This is a genomic window from Massilia genomosp. 1 (assembly GCF_011682185.1).
GTDB classification, from domain to species: Bacteria; Pseudomonadota; Gammaproteobacteria; order Burkholderiales; family Burkholderiaceae_D; genus Telluria_A; species Telluria_A rubra.
Window position 1 is genome coordinate 1 of sequence record NZ_WHJF01000046.1, and the last position, 18938, is coordinate 18938.

Here is an 18938-nt window from a genome sequence, read left to right on the forward strand (position 1 = left end):
GCAAGAGCGACGGCGAACCCGGCGTAAAGACGATCTGGCAAGGATTGCAGCGCGTGATGGATGTGGCCACTGCATTACAGTCGATGCGCGAGGGGCACGGCTGAGTTGTGTATAACGATATGGGTCTAGGTTGGACCAAGGCTGCAAATGATGCAATTGCGACCGTATCTAAAACGCAAAAGATCACACACATATTCAGTGATCTTAATGGCGAGCCATATCGTGCAGACCAATTTGGATTTACCTTACTGCGTATTTCGGACCGACTAGAAAGTAATTGGGAACGCTACACACCGGCGTTAGTTACTGGTGATGTTGGCACTGCGACAGCTTTAGTACATGTGGCATTATCTGCAAATCTCCTGCGCCAAGTGGAAGGTGAACAACCCAAACAAACACACTTATTGCTATTTAGCTCCGATGATCATTTGCGCGCTGCTTTGGTGCTTGGAATGTAGTGGACTTATGATTTCAGGCAATGCTTTCGATCTGTGGTACGCGCTAGGGAAGCACTGATTTATTCATCCGACACCGTGCCGGGCTCGTGCGATACCAATAAAAGCGCCTCCACGACCGCTCAATCGATCATGCAAAAGAGTTTTTCCGATCTCGAATTACGCCGCCAAGAAGGTTCAGCGCGCGGTCGTGAAGCGCAGGTCGGCGCCCAAGTCGGTCAGTTGTGCCGGCTACCGCCGATTCGCCTTCGCCGCCGCGCGAGCACGCTTTGCCGCAGCACGCACCCGATCCTCCCGCTCCTTGTTGAGCAAGCGCTCACGCTGCCTTTCAGCCGCCTTGCCCGCCGGTGTCAACGGTCGCTCGGACCAAATTCCTGTGCCGTCTTGGCACACGTCAGCCGCGATCGAGAACGTTCTTCTGTGATCTTTGCGCCGTGAGCACCACCGAGGTCGGGCAAAAACCAGTCGTCGTCGTCCAAACTTTCGAAGTGCGGGACGTTGGCGCGCGTGTAATATGGTTCGCAGCGGGCAAAACCCTCAGTCCACTTGTTTGCTTGGCGGATCACAGTTTGTAATCTCCCAGCCACAGGTAGCTGCCGGTCCTGCCCACGACCATGTTTGACAAACTAGAGTCGTTTAACTAGGAGCCCGCATGAAAACATCTTTATTGATATTGCTCGCATCCACGGCGTCACTCTCGGGTGCGGTGAACGCGCAAGGTGGGCCGCCAAGTGCGCCGCAACGCGCAGTCCAGGGGGCGCAAGTTGCCCAGGTTGGCCAGGGCGCTCAGAGTGCCCAGGCCGCGCTGCAGGCGTATGCCGCAGCCGGAAGCGCGGAGGCGCGCATAAGCGCAATCGAGAAGTTACGTATCAGGCCGCCGGCCCCCACCGCAGCCAACATCGCCCTGCTACGCGCCAGGCTCGGCGGGCCCGCAGCGGTCAAGGAAAAGACGGGCTTGATAGGCGTTCTGGGTTCGCTGTACCGGGAGACACGCGACCAAGGCGCGCGCAGTCAGATCGGCGCCGACCTGAAAAGGCATGCCTTTTCTCCGCAGCGCGATATCGCGCAGGCGGCCATCTATGCCGTCTCGCGCGGCCCCAGCACGTTCGAGGACTTGCTGGCCGTGCTTGAGCATGGGCGCAAGACCGATGTGCTGGACGCCGATGCCTACGCCGGCGAGCTGGCGCACAATCTGCGCTTCGTGCCGCAGGACCGCCAGGCCGAGCTCATCAAACTGATCGTTGGACAGAAGTCCGCCTACGGGGCGGCAGTACTGGCCGGGTACCTGCACGACCCTGAAATGATAAGTAAAATGAGTCCCGACAGCGTCGCAGCGTTACAGTCGTTCCTGCGGACTACCGAACCGCAGTTTCCTATGGCGATCGGCAGGTTCGGCTATGCGGACGTGATTGATTACGAGTCATGGCTTGATGCTTACGCCAATTTGCATGAGCGCATGCGCGCCGGGGGCTATCGTGCAACCGTCTTCGAGCAATTGAACGCGCAGGATACCGACCCGCGCAAAATTATCGCCTTCCTCTCCTCACCAACAGGGCAGGCTTTCATGCAGGCAGTCGGTCAGCGCGCGGCCTTTGAAAAATCCTTTGCTCGCGCAACAAGCTATGCCGAGTCCTTTCCGGGCGACATGAACATCACGCCCCTGTATGATAGGGCGGCCGCCTCGCTGGCAGCACTGAAGTAGGTCGAAGCGCCGCGATGCACCTTGCATCGCGGCCCACCCACACCAGGCTGGAACCACGCTCGCGGATCATTTGACGCAAGGGGCCTACTTGCACATCGTCGGAAGCGTGACAGTATTCACACGAAACTTTTTAGAGGTGATTAGTAGTGAGGTAGTCGCGGCTATTAAGCCTACGGATGTCGCAGCGATTAACGACATCATAGGCCTATGCCGGGCGTGTTGCCGCTTGCAGTCGCATCGATGTCGGAAAATGACATCGACCACACGCTGTGCCGATCGCCATCGCGGCCGCGCCTGAGGGCCGCGCGCCCCATTTTCCAGAATGCGCAGCCGGCGCCCAGCGCCACCGCGTTCACGCCCACCACCACCGATTCGCTGCGCCACAGCGACAGCAGCGGATGGACGCCGCGCGCCGACGGCCGGATGAAGGCCCATGCAAGGGACGCCAGGAACACCGCGTAATAGCCGCGTTCTTCCCACAGCGGCAGCTCGCCCGGCGCGGCGGGGAACAATTTATTGACCAGGAAGACCGCCGACACCCCCGCCACGCAGCCCAGGCACACGCCCAAGGTGGCCTGGGCCATCAGCCGCCCGCTCAGCGGCTGGCGCTGCGCCTGGCGCTTGCGGCGTGCTTCGATCCACAGCAAATTCCCGCTGTAGAACAGGAAAGCGCCCGCCGGTCCAAGCACAAAATACATCCACTGCACCGCCGCATGACCAAAATTCCCAAAATGTAGGTTTGCAGGCCGCGCAGGAAGCTCGTCCCCGGGCTATATTGCTGCGGCGTCATCACGCGCACCACGGCGCCGCTGCCCGCCTTGAGCACCACGGCGGCGGAACTGGTCAGCGTGCGCTGTCCGCTTGGTGAAGACGGTGATCGCGCCGGCGTAAAAGGCGATGAACAGGGCAAAGCCGGCCACCAGGCCGACCCAGGTATGCACCGCGATGTAGGTTTTCAGTGTGGACGACTTCATGCCGCAATCCTCAGCAGGCCGGCAGCCTTCAGTCCATGGATCAAGCCGAACCCGGCCAGGGTGGCGCCACCCATCCACAACCAGGCGCGCAGGGCGGTCTTGAAATGGTAGGCCAGCGCCATCGCCCCCACCCACGCCGGGAAGAACATCAGCAGGATCGGCAGGGTGTCGCGCTGCTGGTTGCCGCTCAACAGGGCCAGCAAGCCCACCAGCGCCACGCCAAGCGGCGGCGCGAGCAAGACGGCGGCCAAGGATTTACCCCACATGACGCGCCCGGCTCCAGGCATTCAGGCAAGGCAGCGCCACCAGCGCCAGCATCAGGGCCGACAGCGCAATGAAGACGCCGCACCAGAAGCCGTAGCCGTGGCTGGCGGCCAGCACCGACGCCGCGCACAAGGGCAGCGCCAGCCAGCGCAGCGGGCGCCTCGGCGCGCCGGCCCACAGGGATTGATGCGGCGAGGCCAGGTAAAAAGCAAGCGCGGCCAACAAGGCCGCGCCGATGGACATCCAGATCATTTACCGCCCCTTGAATGAGACGTATTGTCAATAATGAAAATGATAAATGATTATGCGCGCCGGAAACAGTGAAATTTTGCCGATATGCTACTTTTGATGCTCACGCACCCCGCCGGCGGCCCCTCCCCTTATCTGGACAGAAGCGCAGCAGCCGCAGTGCGGCGCAGCCAGAAGCGCTCACGGGCGTAGCGGTGTACTGCCGCATAGGTCTCGCCCAGGCGCTGGCGATAGCGCTCCCGCACCGCGCGCATCTCGTCCAGGTAAGGCGTGCGCGCATCGCTGGCGCCGTCGAGGTATCGGCCGATGGCATGGGCGCAGCTGTCGGCCGTCGCCAGCGCGTGAAACAGGCCCTGGGAGGCAATCGGGTCGAACGCGAGCATGGCGTCGCCAATCGCAAAAAAACCTTGCGGCAGCGCGGCGGCGGCCTCGGGATCGAGCCCGCCGCCTCCGGCCGGCTGCGCGTGTACCGCAAAATCCATCGCCGTGGGCCGGATCCCGGCCAACAGCGCATGGCGCTGCGATTTGGCCAGCAAGCATGCCGGATCGCGCAGCGCCTTCAGTTCGGCGTCGTCGCCATCGAGGTGAAAGGCCAGCACCCGCTGCCCCGACGGCACCCGCACGCTGTACCACCAACCGTTCGCGTCGGCGCAGATGCGGGTCGCCTGGTCCTGGTCGCGCCGGTCCGCGGGCAAGTGCGCGTACAGGCAGATCAGCCGATCCCGGCCGCGCCGGGCCAGCCCGAGCTGCCTGGCCACGGCCATGCTGCGCCCGCTGGCGTCGACCAGCACGGATGTGCGCTGGGTGCCACGGGACGCGCTCGCATCGTCCGGCCCCGCAGCCGCGATGTCGACACGCCAGCAGCCATCCTCGTGCGACACCGCCAGGCGCCCGCCATCGTCGACCAGCGCCGCGCCCGCCGCCACGGCGCTCTCGCGCAGGCCGGCATCGAAACGCGGACGGTCGAGGTGCCAGCCGACCCCATGCGGATCGCGGATCGGATCGAACCACGTCGGCGTGTCCGATTCCCACTGCGCGACCGAGGCGCCGCGTGGCGCATGGCCCTGGGCCAGGAACCGCGCGTAGATCCCGTGGCGCTGGAGCAGCACGCGGGCCGCGCCCGGCAAGGACTCGCCGATGCGCGGGGACCCGGCCGCCATCGCCGCCGGCCGGTCCAGCAGCAACACACGATACTGCGGACGCAAGCGCCCGGCCAGCGCCGCGCCGGCCGGGCCGGCGCCGACGATCAACACGTCCCACTGCGTCGGCGCGGCGGCCGGGCGCGGCGCCGTCACTCGGCGGGCCGGGGCGTGCCGCGCCGCAGGATCTGGCGCATCTGGCTGTTGATTGCCTTGCGCTCGGACTCGGCCAGCGGCGGGCCGCCGCGATCCTCGACCTGCATCAGCGGCGGAAAGTCCGGGTCGTTCGGAATGCCGTCGCGCACCTCGACGATGCCTTGCCTGTCGAAATGGCTGACCATGACCTGCATCCATTGCGATTTGTCGGCGCCAAGTGTCCGGTTCCAGTCCAGGCGCTCGTTGAAGGCCGCCAGCCGATCCTTCCGGCACAGTTCCGGGTCCATCACTTTGGCGTAGTTGGCGGCGCTGAGCACCTGGTTCGGCACCCGCGCCGGCCAGAAGGTCGGCAGGTAGGGGTCGTACTGCTCGTCGTAGCCGGACCGGCAACTGGCGGTGTCGGTCTGCCACGGCACCGCCATCCAGCGCGTGACCGAGCCGGGAGACTGCCCATACAAGGGGCCATCGAAGCAACACGCCTCGGCCGGGGTCAAGGTTGTGCCATAGTCCGGCTCGGGATCGTCGGCGGCACGGTGGCGCCACCGGTACGGCTCGCTGTACATCGAGGCGTGGCGCACCGGCCACGTCATCTCGCAGCCGGGATGGAAGGCGTCGCCCAGGCAGAACTCGAGCGCGGCGCGGTCGAGCATGGCCGCCTGTTCCGCAAGCGGCACGCCGGCGATGTCGCGCGTGGCCCCGATAGCGGCGGCGGGATCGTAATCGGCGATGAACTTGCCCTCCGCCCAGCGCGCCAGCATCGCCAGCTGCGTGACGGTCAGCGCAGTCATGGCCCGCGGGATGGGCGGCATCGGCAAGTCCATCGCATCGCCATAGACCCAGGGCCAGGGCTTCATCGACGCATCCTGGTACTGCGGGTTGCGGAACGCGTTGGCGACCGTCCTGCGCAACTGCGCATACGTCTTGCCTCCTTGCGCGAGCTTGCGCAGATAGTCCGGCGCCAGGAAATCCTGCGGCATGCCGTGGCCGAAGCCGGCCGCGAAGCCACCGTTCATCCATTGAAGGTCGGACAGCGCCTTGAAAATCGGCAGCAAGTCGTTCTTGAACGAGGGCTCGACCGGTACCGGCAGTTGCCCGGCCTGGATGGCGACATCGGTCATCACGGCGTACATGGTGCGTACCGATTTTTGTTGCGGCCCGTAGTTCGGCGGCGCCACCACCACCCATGCCGGCGCGACCTGCAAGTCGCGTCCGCCCAGCCGTACGCGCGCGCTGACCGGGCCATCGCCGGTATCGTCGTACCAGCCATCATTGTTGGCGAACGTGACCGGGGCGCTGCCGGTATACGATGCCGACATGCCGTGCCCGCCGAATACCCACAGGCGGCCGCGCGGATCGGTGCGCAACTCGCCCAGCGGCACCGGAATGCCGAAGCAGCTGCCGCCATCGAACTGGTAGCGCTGGCCGGCGGCCGATGGCGCATCGATGCTGCGCGGCCCGGGGCGGATGGCCAAGCTGGCGCGCTCGAGCAGCGCCACCTTGGCATTGCGGCGCGTGGACGGCGTTGCGGTGGCCGCTTCCGGGATGTCGAGTGCGATCTCGAAGTTATACCAGGCCGCCTTGTGATTGGCCAGTTCGACCGTCCATTCAATCTCGACGCCATCCTGCATGGTCAGTTCGCACAGCACCCGCCCTTGCCCGTCGTAGCCATAGATGCGGAACTCGGCCACCTCGCGTTTGAGCGCGCCGGCGCCGTCACGGTAGAAGTTGAGGGGCTTGGGCAAGGGATCGATCACCTGCGGGCCGACGTAGAAGCCATCGTCCTCCCTGGAATTACCCACCCGCGCGATGCCGATCGACGGGTGGATCTTCGCGTACACGACCTGGTCTGCTAGCTTGCTCTCGGTGCTCATGACGGCCCCTTTCAAGGTGTTGGCCTTACTCCTTCAATTGCTGAGCGGGCGGGGATGAGCCCGTCCTCCTGTCACGCACATGCATGGGGATACGCAACGCCGCCCCATCGATCACCTACCCATATTGCCTCACCTGGCAAGCAAATCGCCAGCAAAGTTGACCCCTGTTTTTATTGCGCCACGCGTGACAATGTGTGATCAATACGTCATCGGATGAGCGTATGCTCCCCGGTGGCCGGCACGCCTCGCGCCGCCATATCCTTTACGCATGATTGCGCCATGCTGTTTGGCGAGCCGGACCGTGGCGCATGGAAATGTTGCCAAATGTCTCAGCAGTCCGTATGATTGCCACGTTTTGGTGCTAGCGGCCTTGCTCTGAAGGCCGCAGTTAAACGGGAAACACGCGCTGGTTTCAGCGGCAAACGTGTGCTGTCCCCGCAACGGTAAAGCAGGCGCCGCATGTCGTCCAACGATGCGCGGCCGGTTGTCTTCATGGTCCACTGTGCCGCCGGCATGGGAAGGCGAGGCAATCTGACCTGTTAGCCCGGATACCGGCCAGGACGCATGGAAGCGAAGCGGCCGGGAACTGCCGTGTTTGTGGATCGCACGGCAGCGCGCGCAATGGCGTCGCGCCCGCCCCGCCATCGACTCTCACGCCGGCGTCGGCCGCCGCTTATTTTTTCTCGGCGCACGGGGATGTGCGCCGCACAAAAAACAGGCCGGCCGGTCCGGTCTTTACAGAGAGTACCCGTGAAAAATACCACCCCTGCCCCGTCGCCACGCGGGCTGCGCCGGCTGTCGCCGCTGCTGCTGGCGGCCCTGCCCACCTTCGCCTTCGCCAACGCCGCCGTCGATGGCGATGCGCCTTCTCCGGTCCAGCAAGTGCGCGTGTCCGCCAGCCTGATCCCGCTCGGCGTCGCCGATTCGGCCAACCAGGGCACGGTCACCGCCAGGCAGCTCGAAAACCGTCCCTTGCTGCGCACCGGCGAGCTGCTCGAAGCGGTGCCCGGCCTGATCGTGACCCAGCACGCGGGCGACGGCAAGGCCAATCAATATTTCGCGCGCGGATTCAATCTCGATCACGGCACCGATTTCCGCACCAGCGTGATGGGGATGCCGGTCAACCTGCCGACCAACGCGCACGGCCAGGGCTATTCGGACCTGAACTTCCTGATTCCAGAGCTGCTCAGCACCATCGAGTACAAAAAAGGCACTTACTATGCCGAGGAAGGCGACTTTTCGGTCGCCGGCGCGGCCGCGTTCGACTACGTGCGGCAGATGGAGCAAGGCTTGCTGAGCGTGGAGGCGGGCCAGCATCGCTTCCAGCGCGTGCTGGTGGCCAACTCGACCGCGCTGGCCGGCGGCGCGCTGCTGTACGCGCTCGAACGCGCGGGCCAGGATGGTCCCTGGGAGACGCCGGAACGCTACAAGCGCGTCAACGGCGTGCTGTCGTACCACCGCTCGGCCGGCGATGACGAGATCCGGGTGACGGCGATGGCGCTGCGTTCGTCCTGGACCTCGACCGACCAGGTGCCGCAGCGCGCGCTGGCCGCCGGCCTGATCGGCCGCTACGGCACCCTGGCCCCGACCGACGGCGGCCAGACCGCGCGCTACAGCGTCTCCGGCGAGTGGAGCCGCCAGTACGGCGACGGCGCCAGCAAGGTCAATGCCTACCTCATCGCCTCGCGGCTCGACCTGTTCAGCGACTTTACCTATATGCTCGGCGACCCCGGGCACGGCGACCAGTTCCACCAGGCTGAAAACCGCCGCATTCTCGGCTTGAACGCGGCGCGCACATGGCGCCACGCGCTCGGGCCTTTCGCTTCCGAGACCGCGCTCGGCGTTCAGCTGCGCGCGGATCGCCTGGCGCCGGTCGGCCTGTATCTGAGCCAGGCGCGCCAGCGCCTGTCGACGGTGCGCGAAGACGACGTCAAGGAGCGCAGCGGCGCGCTGTATCTGTCCAACAGCACCGTCTGGGCGCCCTGGCTGCGCACTGTCGCCGGCTTGCGCGCCGACCGTTACACGTTCGACGTGGACAGCGACACGCCCGCCAACTCCGGCAAGGTCGATGCGCGCATCACCAGTCCCAAGTTCACCGCCATTTTCACGGCGGGCAAACATGCGGAGATCTACCTGAACTGGGGACAAGGCTTTCACAGCAACGACGCGCGCGGCGTCACCGGCAGCGTCGATCCGACAACCGGCCTGGCGGTCGATGCCGACGGTGCCGCGATCGAGCGCGCCACGCCGCTGGTGCGCGGAACCGGCAAAGAGGCCGGCTTGCGGCTGGCCGGGCTGGTGCCGGGCATGCAGACCACCATCGCCGCCTGGCGGCTCGACCTCGATTCCGAACTGATCTTCATCGGCGACGCCGGCACCACCGAAGCGGGCCGCCCGAGCCGGCGCCACGGCATCGAACTGGCCAATTTTTACACGCCGGCCAAGGACTGGATCATCGACGCCAACCTGGCCTGGTCGCACGCGCGCTTTCGCGACCACGATCCGGCCGGCGCCTTCATTCCCGGTTCGATCAGCCGCACCGCCTCGCTCGGCGTCTCGGGCGTGGCCGGCGCGTGGTCGGGCGGCGTGCGCCTGCGCTATTTTGGCCCGCGTGCATTGCTGGAAGACGACTCCGTGCGTTCGCCGTCGTCCACCTTGCTCAACATGAAGCTCGGCTACAGGCTCACGCCGCGCCTCAAGCTGACCGTCGAAGTGCTCAACCTGCTGGACCGGCGCGTGAGCGACATCGACTACTACTACGAATCGCAATTGCCGGGCGAAGCGGCGCCGGTGGCGGACATCCATACCCATCCGGGCGAAATGCGTACCCTGCGCGCCGGCCTGGCGTGGCGCTTCTGAGCGCGACAATGCGGCACGCGGCGCGCCAGCGATGCGCATGAGCCGCAGGGCGTTTGCCCTGGCAGCCTGGCTGGCCATGCTGGCCGTGCTGCTGGCCGTGCTCGCGCCGGCGCTCTCGCACGCCTTCGGCGGCGACCCCGCGGCGCGGTTCCTGCCGGGCGACATCTGCCGCGCCGGCAGTGTGGCGGCCGCCGGCGGCGCGCCCGCGCCCCCGGCGCACGAAGAACGACGCCAGCACTGCCCGTACTGCCACCACGGCAACGGCGTGCTCCTGTTGCCGCCGGCGCCGCGCGCGCTGGCGCTGGCGGTCGCCGACGCGCCACCCACGGCGTCGCTCCCCGACGCGCCGACACCCCGCTTCGCATGGACGGCGGCGCACGCGCGCGGACCGCCCTGGGCTTGATCCGGTAGAACATCGCTCACGCATCGCTCAATGCAAAGGAACAGGCGCCAGCGCCTGCGGCTTTGCCGTGTCCGATCCGTGCGCCCCATTTCCAATCGCCTGGCCCCAGGCAACCGAACAAGAGCACGACATGACTGCACACCCATTCCACGCGGCCGCGCTGCCGCTGGCGCATTCCCGCGCCGCCCTCCCCTTCGCCATCGCCCTGGCCTGCGGCGCCCTGGCCACCCAGGCGCGCGCCGACGCGCCGCTGCCCACGGTGGAGATCGCGGGCACAGCGCCGCGCGCCAACGGCAAGCTGAACCTGGACACGCCCTCCACCACCGGCAGCCGGCTCGGCCTCACGCCGCGCGAAACGCCGGCCACCGTCACCGTGGTCGACCGCGCCATGATCGACGCGCGCGGCGCCCAGGACACCCAGGAAATCCTGCGCGCCATTGCCGGCGTCACCGCCCACAATGCGCCGGGCAATATCGGCGTCAGTTACCGCGGCTTCGGCAGCGGTTCGATCAGCCAGCTCTTTAACGGCATCAACGTCCAGTACGCGATCGCGGCGCGCCCGGTGGACAGCTGGATCATCGACCGGGTCGAAGCCATCGGCGGGCCGTCGAGCTTCCTGTTCGGCTCGGGAGCGGTCGGCGGTTCCATCAATTACATCACCAGGGTGGCGCAACCGGGCGACGCCGGCGCGGCGCAAGTCCGCCTGGGCACGAACGGCTTGAAAGAAGCTTCCATCGGCCTGAACCGGCGCATCGGTGGCGCGGCCGGCGACGGGCATTACCTGCGCATCGACCTCAACCATCGCGATGCGGACAGCTGGATCGACGCCAGCGCGGCCCGCTCGACCCAGCTGGCCGCGTCGCTGCGTTCCGACCTCGGCGAGCGCTGGCGCCATACCCTGGCCTACGAGTTCCAGCAAGAAGATGTGGCGCGGCCCTACTGGGGCACGCCGCTGATCAATCCCGTGGCCGGGCGCGCGCGCATCGATCCGGCCACGCGCGCAAAAAACTACAACAGCGCCGACGGCGTCTACGCCCAGCGCGTTCACTGGCTGCGTTCGCTCACCGAATGGCGCCCCGCGCAACAGGTCGCTCTCACCAATACGGTGTACCTCTACGATGCGCTGCGCGACTACCGCAACGTCGAGAGCTACCGCTTCAACCAGTCGAATACGGCCGTGGCGCGCTCCGGCATCCTGTTGCAGCACCACGAGCAGCGCATGGTCGGCGACCGCCTCGACGCCACGTACAAGGGCCAGCTCGCGGGCCGGCGCAGCGACTGGGCGCTCGGCATCGATGTCAGCGTGAACAAGCAGACCCGCTTCCCCAACAGCTTGCCGGCTTCGCTCGGCGAGGTCGATCCCTACGATTTCACGACCGAGCGCTTCTTCGACATCGCCGGCATGAGCCCGGCGTTGCGGCCGGACCGCGACAACAAGGTCACCACGCGCGCCATCTACCTCGAAAACCGGACCGCCATCGCGCCGGCGCTCAACGTGGTCACCGCGTTGCGCCACGAGCGCATCGCGCTCGGCCTGGTCAACCGGCGCGAGATCAGCGCCGCCAACCCGGCCAGCTTTACGCGCCGCTACCGCCCGACTACCGGCCGCGCCGGCCTGGTGTGGGACCTGGCGCCGGGCGCTTCCGCCTATGTCCAGTACGCGAGCGCCGCCGACCCGCCGTCTGGCGTGTTGTCGACCGCCTCCTTTGCCGACGTGCGCAACAACAGCGAGCTGACCACCGGCCGCCAGCGCGAGGTCGGCGCCAAGCTCGACTTCTGGCAGGGCAAAGGCTCGGCCACGGTGGCGGCGTACCGCATCGAACGCAAGAACATCGCCACCCAGGACCCGGACAACAGCGCCCTGACCGTCCTGGTCGGGGAGCAGTCGGCCAGGGGCGTCGAGCTGTCGCTGGGCCTGCAGCCGACGCGCCAGTGGTCGATCCAGGGCAACCTGACCCGGGTCGATGCGCAATACGAGCAATACCGCCAGGGTGGCGTCTCGCTCGCCGGCAAGACGCCGACGAATACGCCGCGCACCGTCGCCAACCTGTGGCTGGGCTACGCCGTCACCCCTGGCATCAAGGCCAGCATGGGGCTGCGCCACGTGGGCGGCGTGTATGCGGACGCGGCCAACAGCATCGACTGGCCGGCCTACACCTTGCTCGACCTGGGCCTCAGTTACCAGCTCAGCCGCGATATGGCCCTGGTCGGGCGGGTGCGCAATGCCGGGGACCGGGTACACGCCGTCAATTTGAGCGCGGGCATGGCCTACCTGGGTGCGCCGCGCACGGCCGACCTTGCGCTGCGCGTGGCGTTTTGAGGCCGGCGATGGGGATCTCTTTCAAACGCCTGCTGTTCCTTGGCCACCGCTGGCTGGGCATCGTCCTGTGCGCCTTTTTCGCGATGTGGTTCGTCTCCGGCATGGTGATGATGTACGTCGGCTATCCGAAACTGACCGAGGCCGAGCGCCTGGGGCATTTGCCGGCCTTGCAGCCCGGTGCGCCGCTGCTTGGGCCGCAACAGGCGCTGGCCATGGCCGGCATCGACGGGCCGCTCAAGGAGCTCAGGCTGGCGGCCGCCAGCGGCGGCGACCCGGTCTATCTGGTCCAGCCCGCCGGCGCCAAGGGAACGGCGGCCATCGCTGTCGATGCGCGCAGCGGCGCCCGGATCGCGCTCACCGACCAGGCGCGCGCCATGGCCAGCGCCGCCGCCTTCGCCGGCCCGGGTGTCGGCATGTACTACCTCGGCCCGGTGGACGAAGATGCATTTACCCACTCGCGCGGCCTGGATGGCCACCGCCCCTTGCACCGCGTGCAACTGGCCGACCCGGAGCACACGCTGCTGTATGTGTCGGGCCGGACCGGCGAAGTGGTACGCGATGCGCCGCGCACAGAACGGCTGTGGAACTACGCCGGCGCGTGGATCCACTGGCTGTACCCTTTGCGCGACACCGTGTTCGAACCGTACTGGGCCGATATCGTCAACTGGCTCGCGATCGCCGGCACGCTCATGGTACTGAGCGGAGCGACCGTCGGCATCCTGCGCTGGCGCTTGCGGGCGCCGTACCGCAGCGGTTCGCGCTCGCCCTATCCGGGCGCGCTGATGCGCTGGCACCATATCGGCGGCCTGCTGTTCGGGGTGGTGACGGCCAGCTGGATCTTCAGCGGCCTGATGTCGATGAACCCGTGGCGCGTCTTCGACGGCGGCGCGGGGCCGCTGCGCATGCCGGCGCTCGAAGGCGCGGCGCTGCTGCCGTCCGTACGCGATGCCGCGCCGGCGGCGCTGTTGGCCGCCGCCGGCCCGGGGATACGCGAGCTCAAGTGGACGCGGGTGCTGGGCGACACCCTGGTGCTGGCCCAGGGCGCCGCCGGTGCGCCGCTGGTGCTCGACAGCCAGTCCGGCCGCCCGGCGGCGGTCGACGGCGGCGCCCTGCTCGACGCCGCGCGCGCGCTGCTGCCCCATCCGGTGGCCAAGGTCGAACGGTTGGACGCTTACGATCTGTACTACTACAGCCGCGACGCCCACAGCATGACCGGCGGCGCCGGCAAGCCGCTGCCGGTGTGGCGCATCGCCTTCGCCGATGCGCACCAGAGCTGGGTGTATGTCGATCCGCACACGGGCGCGCTGCTTGGCCGCAGCGACCGCCACAAACGCCAGAGCCGCTGGCTGTTCGCCATGCTGCACAGCTGGGATTGGCTGCCGCTGCTGGAGCGGCGGCCCTTGTGGGACGTGCTCATGCTGGCGTTCAGTCTCGGCGGGGCTATCCTGAGTGTGACCGGCGTGCTGATCGGCTGGCGCAGGCTGGGGCGCAAGTTGCGTGCGGCGGGCGACAGGCCTTAACGCGCGCCGGCCTTCATCTCGCGCACCTGTGCGGTGGCGTCGCCGAGCACGTGGGTCTTGGGCGACTGGCCGCTGAAGATCAGGGTCACCGTCTTTTCCTTGCGGTCCACCACATACTGAAAAAACCGCTGCGAGGTGCCGGCGCGCTTGGCCTGCGTGCGGATGACATCGTCGTCCCAGGTCTCGATGGCAAGCGCGTCCTCGCTGGTGCTCACGAACGGCGGCCCCAGCGCGCCAAGCGCCACCAGCGTGGCGGTGGACACGCGCAGCTGCCCTGTGCCTTTGTCGGCTGTGATGCGCGCGTCGTTCAGGGGGAAGGCGAGGCCGGCCCAGGTACCGGTGGCCTGGAAGGCCGACCCGCTATCCTGGAAAGCGTAGCCCTTGTAGCCGTCCAAAAAGTCCGCCACTTCCGCCTCGGCGAGCACCTTGTTGGCCGCCACCTGGATGCGGGCGATGTCCATCTTGCCTTGCTTGATTTCAGCGAAAATCGACTGGCAAAGGGCGCGCGGCGAGCCGTTGGGGGCGTCGAGCTTCTCCGTGATGAGCTTGGTCGTCGCGTCAAGCGCGGCGGGGCGCATCAGCTTGTCCGCCTCGGCCATTAACTGATCGAGATCGACCTCCGGGTTCCTGGCCTGTATTTTGGCCCTCAGCCGGGTGGCCAGGGCCGCCATTTTCCCCTCGGTTTTCGCGTTCCGGTCGAGCCAGGCAGTGCGCACGCCCTCTCCTTCCGGTTCCAGATCGGAAAAGCGCGTTTCGCACAGCTTGACCACGTTGAACGTGCCCAGGCGCGCGTATTTGGCCGCGCCGCTCACCACGCCGAACTGGTAGGAATCCTTATCCACCGCCGGGGCCGCGAGGGCGGCGCCAGCGGCGAACATGGCGACGATGGCCGGGATGAATCTTTTCATGGCGTTTTCCGAGAGTGACGTAGTCGCCCATTATCCCCCATCATGCACTGCGGCATCAATAGCGCATGCGGGGGCCATTGCCCCCGCATCTTGTCAACGACGGTCCAGGCCCGCCTGATCGCGCAGCGTTGCCGCCTTGTCGGTGCGCTCCCAGGTAAAGTCCGGCTCGTTGCGCCCGAAGTGACCGTAGGCGGCGGTCTTGGTGTAGATAGGGCGCAACAGGTCGAGCATCTTGACAATGCCCTTGGGCCGCAGGTCGAAGTTTTCGCGCACCAGTTCGACGATCTTGTAGTCCGAAATCAGACCCGTGCCTTCGGTGTACACGGTGATATTGATCGGCTTGGCAACGCCGATGGCGTAACTGATCTGGATCTGGCACTGGCGCGCAATGCCGGCCGCGACGATATTCTTGGCCACATAGCGCGCCGCGTACGCTGCCGAACGATCCACCTTGGACGGGTCCTTGCCCGAGAACGCCCCGCCGCCATGCGGGCTCGCGCCGCCATAGGTGTCCACGATAATCTTGCGTCCCGTTAAGCCGCAGTCGCCCTGCGGCCCGCCGATCACGAAGCGCCCGGTCGGGTTGACCAGGTAGCGCGTGCCGGCCAGCCAGGCGCGCGGCAGCACGCGTTTGATGATCTCTTCGATGACGGCTTCCTGGATGTGCCGGTGCGACACGTCCGGCGCGTGCTGGGTCGACAGCACGACCGTATCGACGCCGACCGGCTGCCCGTTCTCGTAGCGCAAGGTGACCTGGGACTTGGCGTCGGGACGCAGCCACGGCAGGGTGCCATCCCTGCGCAGCTTCGACTGGCATTCCACCAGCCGGTGCGCATAGTGGATCGCGCCCGGCATCAGCTCCGGCGTCTCGTCGCAGGCATAGCCGAACATCAGCCCTTGGTCGCCGGCGCCCTGGTCGAGATCGAGCCCGGCGCCCTCGTCCACGCCCTGGGCGATGTCGGGCGACTGCTTGTCGTAGCAAACCATCACCGCGCAGCCCCGATAATCGATGCCGAAGTCGGTATTGTCGTAGCCGATCTGCTTGAGCGTCTGGCGCGCCACCTGGATATAGTCCACGTTGGCATGCGTGGTGATTTCGCCGGCCAGCACCACCAGGCCGGTATTGCACAGCGTTTCCGCCGCCACCCTTGCCTTGGGGTCCTGCGCCAGGATGGCATCGAGGATGGCGTCGGAAATCTGGTCGGCCACTTTGTCCGGGTGGCCTTCCGACACGGATTCGGAAGTAAAGAGATAGTCGTTTGCCATAGCATCTTTCGTGAGTGGAAAATCGGACTGCATCAATATGCGCGTCGGCGCTTCATTCGGCCTGGTGCAGCGGGCCGCTGGCGTGCTCGGTCTGGTGCAGCGGCCCGGCCTGGGGCGCGGAACGGGTCACGACACTCTTGCCAAGCAGGAGGTCGCCCAGCCGGCTGGACGCGCCGTGCCAGAACCCGGACTGCGCATTCCACTCGCGCGGATTGCGGAAGGTACCGAACAGCATGTCCCACAGCGGCAGGCTGCCGTAGTTGTAACGGTGTACGCCTGCCTGGTGGTGTACGGCATGCGCTTCGGGGCGCGAGATGAGGTAGCCGAGCCAGTGCGGCGAACGGATGTTGGCATGGGTGAAGATGGTCGAGGCGAACAGGAAGTAGCCGCTCAGGATGGCCGCCTCCATATTGACCCCGACCACGAAGGCGGCCAGGAAGGTCGACACCACCGTATAGCCGATCGTGTCGATCGGATGGAAGTAGAACGCGGTCGCCACCTCCAGGCGTTCGGAACTGTGGTGCATCTGGTGGAAGCGCCACAGCACCGGCAGCGCATGCTGCAAGCGGTGGCGGCACCAGTCGAGCAGGTTGCTGAACACGATGGCGGCCAGGGCGCCGCCCGCCGTGCCCCAGCTGTCCAGGTCGATCAAGCGGTGTACGCTCACCCAGTCGCGCCACAGCAGCGGCAAGGTATTGACGATGGCCCCGCCCATGAGGAAGAAGGCGAAGCCCTTCAAGCGCCAGTGCGGCACGGGAACCAGCACACGCGCCGGAAAAATGCGCTCCAGGATCAGAAAGCCGATATACGTCAGCGGAAACAGCAAGCCAAGAATCTTTTCCATGATGCTCCTTCAGTTCGCTTCAAATGGTGTCCGGGAGGCTGGCGCATCCCTGGCCCTAGAGTGCCGGTGGCGTGGCGATGGAGCGCAATCGCTCGATAAATTCGTCGACCATGGCTTCGTCGACGTGGTGCGTGACCACCAGCCGCAGGCAATGCCGAAAGCGCTTCGACACCGAGATGATCCAGCCGCATTCCTCCAGCGCGCGCATGACCTCGACCGCGTCCGGCAAGTCGACGTTGACGATATTGAGCTGGGGCGGCGCGACCAGCCGGTAACCGTGTTGCACCAGTTGCTCGACCAGGTAATCCATCACCCGATAGTTTTTCCTGGTCACGTCGAGATAGCCATCGAAGCCCAGCGTTTCCAGCACGGCGTAGGTGGCCGCCGCCGCCGCCCCGCTGCGGGTGCCGATCAGGCTGTGATGGGTCGGGGTGGCGTTGAAGAACGATTCCAGCTTGATGCTGTCGCGCAGGGCCTGGTCGCGAAAGAAGACCGCGCCGGCCGGAATGATCGACATCCCGTATTTATGCGGGTCCATCGCGATCGAACTGACCCCCGCCAGGCTGAAGTCGAACTGCGGCAGGTCGCGCCCGAGCGCGCGCGCAAACGGAATGATGAAGCCGCCGGTGGCGGCGTCCACGTGAAAGTACAGTTCGCGCCGGTGCGCAATGGCCGCCAGTTCCTCGATCGGGTCGACCGCCCCGAACTCGCTGCTGCCGGCGGTGCCGACCAGGGCGATCGTGTTGCCGTTGATCGCCTCGAGCGCGGCGTCGGGGCGCATGCGGAAGCGCTCGTCCAGCGCGACCACGCGCAGCGTGATGCCGAGCATGTCGCACACTTTGCCGAACGAGTAGTGTACCGTTTCGCCCGCCACGATCTCGGGGTGGGCGATGTCCGGCCTGCGCTTGCGCGCGACATACATCGCCAGCAGATTCGCTTCGGTGCCGCCCGACACCAGGCTGCCCGCGCAGTCGGCCTTGCCGAGCAACTCGCCCATCAGCGCCAGCGCCTTCTGTTCTATCTCGCGGCAGCCGCGGAAGATGCGCAGGTCGCCCAGATTGCTGTCCAGGGCCGCCTGCCCCGCCCGCAACGCGGCCTGGTGCGGCACGGTGCAGATGGAATTGAGCACCCGGTTCCACGGCACGTCGCGCGTGCGCAGATTGTCGAGCTCGGCCAATACCTCGGATTGCGCACGCCCCTGCTTACGCATGCGCACGCTCCGCCGCCGGCGTCCTGGCCTCCAGGAGCGGACCGTACAGCTGCTTGCGGCGCGACCACAGGCCGAACCACAGCGTGTTGGCGAAGGTCAGGTCGGCGTCGCGCAGCTTGCCCATCTGCCCGGGTGCGATCTCGGCCAGCAGGGGCGCCCTGTCCGCCTGCCTTGATGCGGCCAGCACGCCGCTCGGCAAGATCACCGAGGCATGGGCCAGTCCGCCCGCATGCGGCCCGCTGGCAAACGCGATGGCGACGCAGTTCAGGGTCGCCAGGCCCCACAGCGAGGCGATCTTGGCGTCGGCGTTCCGGCTCGACAGGCGGGCCGGCACGAATACCGCTTCGGCCCCCTGCAGGCTCAGGATGCGGGTCGATTCGAGCACCCAGATATCGTCGCCGTTCAGGATGCCGATGCGGCCAACGTCGGTCTCGATGACGGGGAACAGCGCATCGTCGCGCTCCTCCCCCGGGTCCAGCGGCGTGCAGTGGGTATGGAGCAGCGCGCCGTTGCGGTCGAACAGCCAGGTGAGCTCGTGCGCGCCATCCTCGGACAGCAGCGACCCGCCCACGATGTAGCAGCGCTTCTCGCGCGCCAGTTGCGCCAGGCCCTGTTGCACGTCGGCGCGCAGCGCGGCGTCGGGCGCGCCGGCATCGCCCAGGAAGCGGGCCGGCAATACCAGGAAATCGGCGGCGGGACTGTCGGCCACGGCTTGCCGCATGTGGACCCACGCGCTGTCGGGGCTGGACGCGATGCTGCCGGCGATGATGGAAATCTTCATGGTCAGGTTCTCCTTGG

The 18938-nt window shown here is 66.6% G+C and carries 17 protein-coding genes and 1 riboswitch; of the genes, 6 read left to right on the top strand and 11 right to left on the bottom strand.

All coding sequences use genetic code 11. From position 1 onward, the window contains the following. The first annotated feature begins 107 nt into the window (after positions 1 to 107). Both F1735_RS17680 and F1735_RS17685 read left to right on the top strand, forming a co-directional pair. Positions 108 to 458, top strand: a complete 351-nt coding sequence (locus tag F1735_RS17680) for a hypothetical protein (RefSeq protein WP_167238160.1) — start codon at positions 108 to 110, stop codon at positions 456 to 458. 649 nt (positions 459 to 1107) lie between these two features. Next, the gene (locus F1735_RS17685; RefSeq protein ID WP_167238161.1) at positions 1108 to 2157 is read left to right on the top strand and encodes a hypothetical protein; all 1050 of its coding nucleotides are present in this window, start codon (positions 1108 to 1110) and stop codon (positions 2155 to 2157) included. A gap of 197 nt (positions 2158 to 2354) precedes the next feature. On the opposite strand, the gene F1735_RS17690 is transcribed toward F1735_RS17685, so the two are convergent. From F1735_RS17690 to F1735_RS17715, 6 genes are all read right to left on the bottom strand, one after another. Further along, the gene (locus F1735_RS17690; RefSeq protein WP_222853011.1) at positions 2355 to 2855 is read right to left on the bottom strand and encodes a hypothetical protein; all 501 of its coding nucleotides are present in this window, start codon (positions 2853 to 2855) and stop codon (positions 2355 to 2357) included. 72 nt (positions 2856 to 2927) lie between these two features. Then, positions 2928 to 3131, bottom strand: a complete 204-nt coding sequence (locus F1735_RS17695; protein WP_167238159.1) for a PepSY domain-containing protein — start codon at positions 3129 to 3131, stop codon at positions 2928 to 2930. Further along, positions 3128 to 3397 carry a hypothetical protein gene (locus tag F1735_RS17700; protein WP_167238162.1) on the bottom strand — a complete coding sequence of 90 codons (270 nt, stop codon included), beginning with the start codon at positions 3395 to 3397 and terminating at the stop codon, positions 3128 to 3130. The genes F1735_RS17695 and F1735_RS17700 overlap by 4 nt, the downstream gene beginning before the upstream one ends. Further along, positions 3387 to 3647: a hypothetical protein gene (locus tag F1735_RS17705; RefSeq protein WP_167238163.1), complete on the bottom strand. Its 261-nt coding sequence runs from the start codon at positions 3645 to 3647 to the stop codon at positions 3387 to 3389. The genes F1735_RS17700 and F1735_RS17705 overlap by 11 nt, the downstream gene beginning before the upstream one ends. Before the next feature lie 128 nt (positions 3648 to 3775). Continuing rightward, the gene (locus tag F1735_RS17710) at positions 3776 to 4939 is read right to left on the bottom strand and encodes an NAD(P)/FAD-dependent oxidoreductase (protein WP_167238164.1); all 1164 of its coding nucleotides are present in this window, start codon (positions 4937 to 4939) and stop codon (positions 3776 to 3778) included. Next, positions 4936 to 6810, bottom strand: coding sequence for a LodA/GoxA family CTQ-dependent oxidase (locus tag F1735_RS17715; protein WP_167238165.1), 1875 nt, complete (start codon positions 6808 to 6810; stop codon positions 4936 to 4938). Before F1735_RS17715 ends, F1735_RS17710 begins: the two co-directional genes overlap by 4 nt. A gap of 339 nt (positions 6811 to 7149) precedes the next feature. Next, positions 7150 to 7384: riboswitch (cobalamin riboswitch) on the top strand. Between the two features lie 176 nt (positions 7385 to 7560). Between F1735_RS17715 and F1735_RS17720 the strand changes: the two genes are divergently transcribed. The 4 genes from F1735_RS17720 to F1735_RS17735 all read left to right on the top strand — a co-directional run bounded on the left by F1735_RS17720 (position 7561) and on the right by F1735_RS17735 (position 13912). Continuing rightward, positions 7561 to 9669 carry a TonB-dependent receptor gene (locus F1735_RS17720; RefSeq protein ID WP_373888541.1) on the top strand — a complete coding sequence of 703 codons (2109 nt, stop codon included), beginning with the start codon at positions 7561 to 7563 and terminating at the stop codon, positions 9667 to 9669. A gap of 37 nt (positions 9670 to 9706) precedes the next feature. Next, positions 9707 to 10072 (top strand): DUF2946 family protein, encoded by a 366-nt coding sequence (locus F1735_RS17725; RefSeq protein WP_187364281.1) that lies wholly within the window; start codon positions 9707 to 9709, stop codon positions 10070 to 10072. A 130-nt stretch (positions 10073 to 10202) separates the two neighbouring features. Beyond that, positions 10203 to 12392 (top strand): TonB-dependent receptor, encoded by a 2190-nt coding sequence (locus tag F1735_RS17730; protein ID WP_167238167.1) that lies wholly within the window; start codon positions 10203 to 10205, stop codon positions 12390 to 12392. An 8-nt stretch (positions 12393 to 12400) separates the two neighbouring features. Beyond that, positions 12401 to 13912: a PepSY domain-containing protein gene (locus F1735_RS17735; RefSeq protein WP_167238168.1), complete on the top strand. Its 1512-nt coding sequence runs from the start codon at positions 12401 to 12403 to the stop codon at positions 13910 to 13912. Here the strand turns inward: F1735_RS17735 and F1735_RS17740 are convergent. The 5 genes from F1735_RS17740 to F1735_RS17760 form a co-directional block, all read right to left on the bottom strand. Continuing rightward, on the bottom strand, positions 13909 to 14820 hold the full coding sequence (locus tag F1735_RS17740) for a hypothetical protein (RefSeq protein ID WP_167238169.1): 912 nt from the start codon (positions 14818 to 14820) through the stop codon (positions 13909 to 13911). The two genes, F1735_RS17735 and F1735_RS17740, sit on opposite strands and share 4 nt — an antisense overlap. 93 nt (positions 14821 to 14913) lie before the next feature. After that, positions 14914 to 16086, bottom strand: a complete 1173-nt coding sequence (metK, locus tag F1735_RS17745; RefSeq protein ID WP_167238170.1) for a methionine adenosyltransferase — start codon at positions 16084 to 16086, stop codon at positions 14914 to 14916. Positions 16087 to 16138: 52 nt separating this feature from the next. After that, entirely contained in the window at positions 16139 to 16930 is a 792-nt protein-coding gene (locus F1735_RS17750) for a sterol desaturase family protein (protein ID WP_167238171.1), read from the bottom strand. 55 nt (positions 16931 to 16985) lie between these two features. Beyond that, entirely contained in the window at positions 16986 to 18140 is a 1155-nt protein-coding gene (mfnA, locus tag F1735_RS17755) for a tyrosine decarboxylase MfnA (protein ID WP_167238172.1), read from the bottom strand. Continuing rightward, positions 18133 to 18921: a carbon-nitrogen hydrolase family protein gene (locus tag F1735_RS17760; protein WP_167238173.1), complete on the bottom strand. Its 789-nt coding sequence runs from the start codon at positions 18919 to 18921 to the stop codon at positions 18133 to 18135. Before F1735_RS17760 ends, mfnA begins: the two co-directional genes overlap by 8 nt. Positions 18922 to 18938 lie beyond the last annotated feature (17 nt).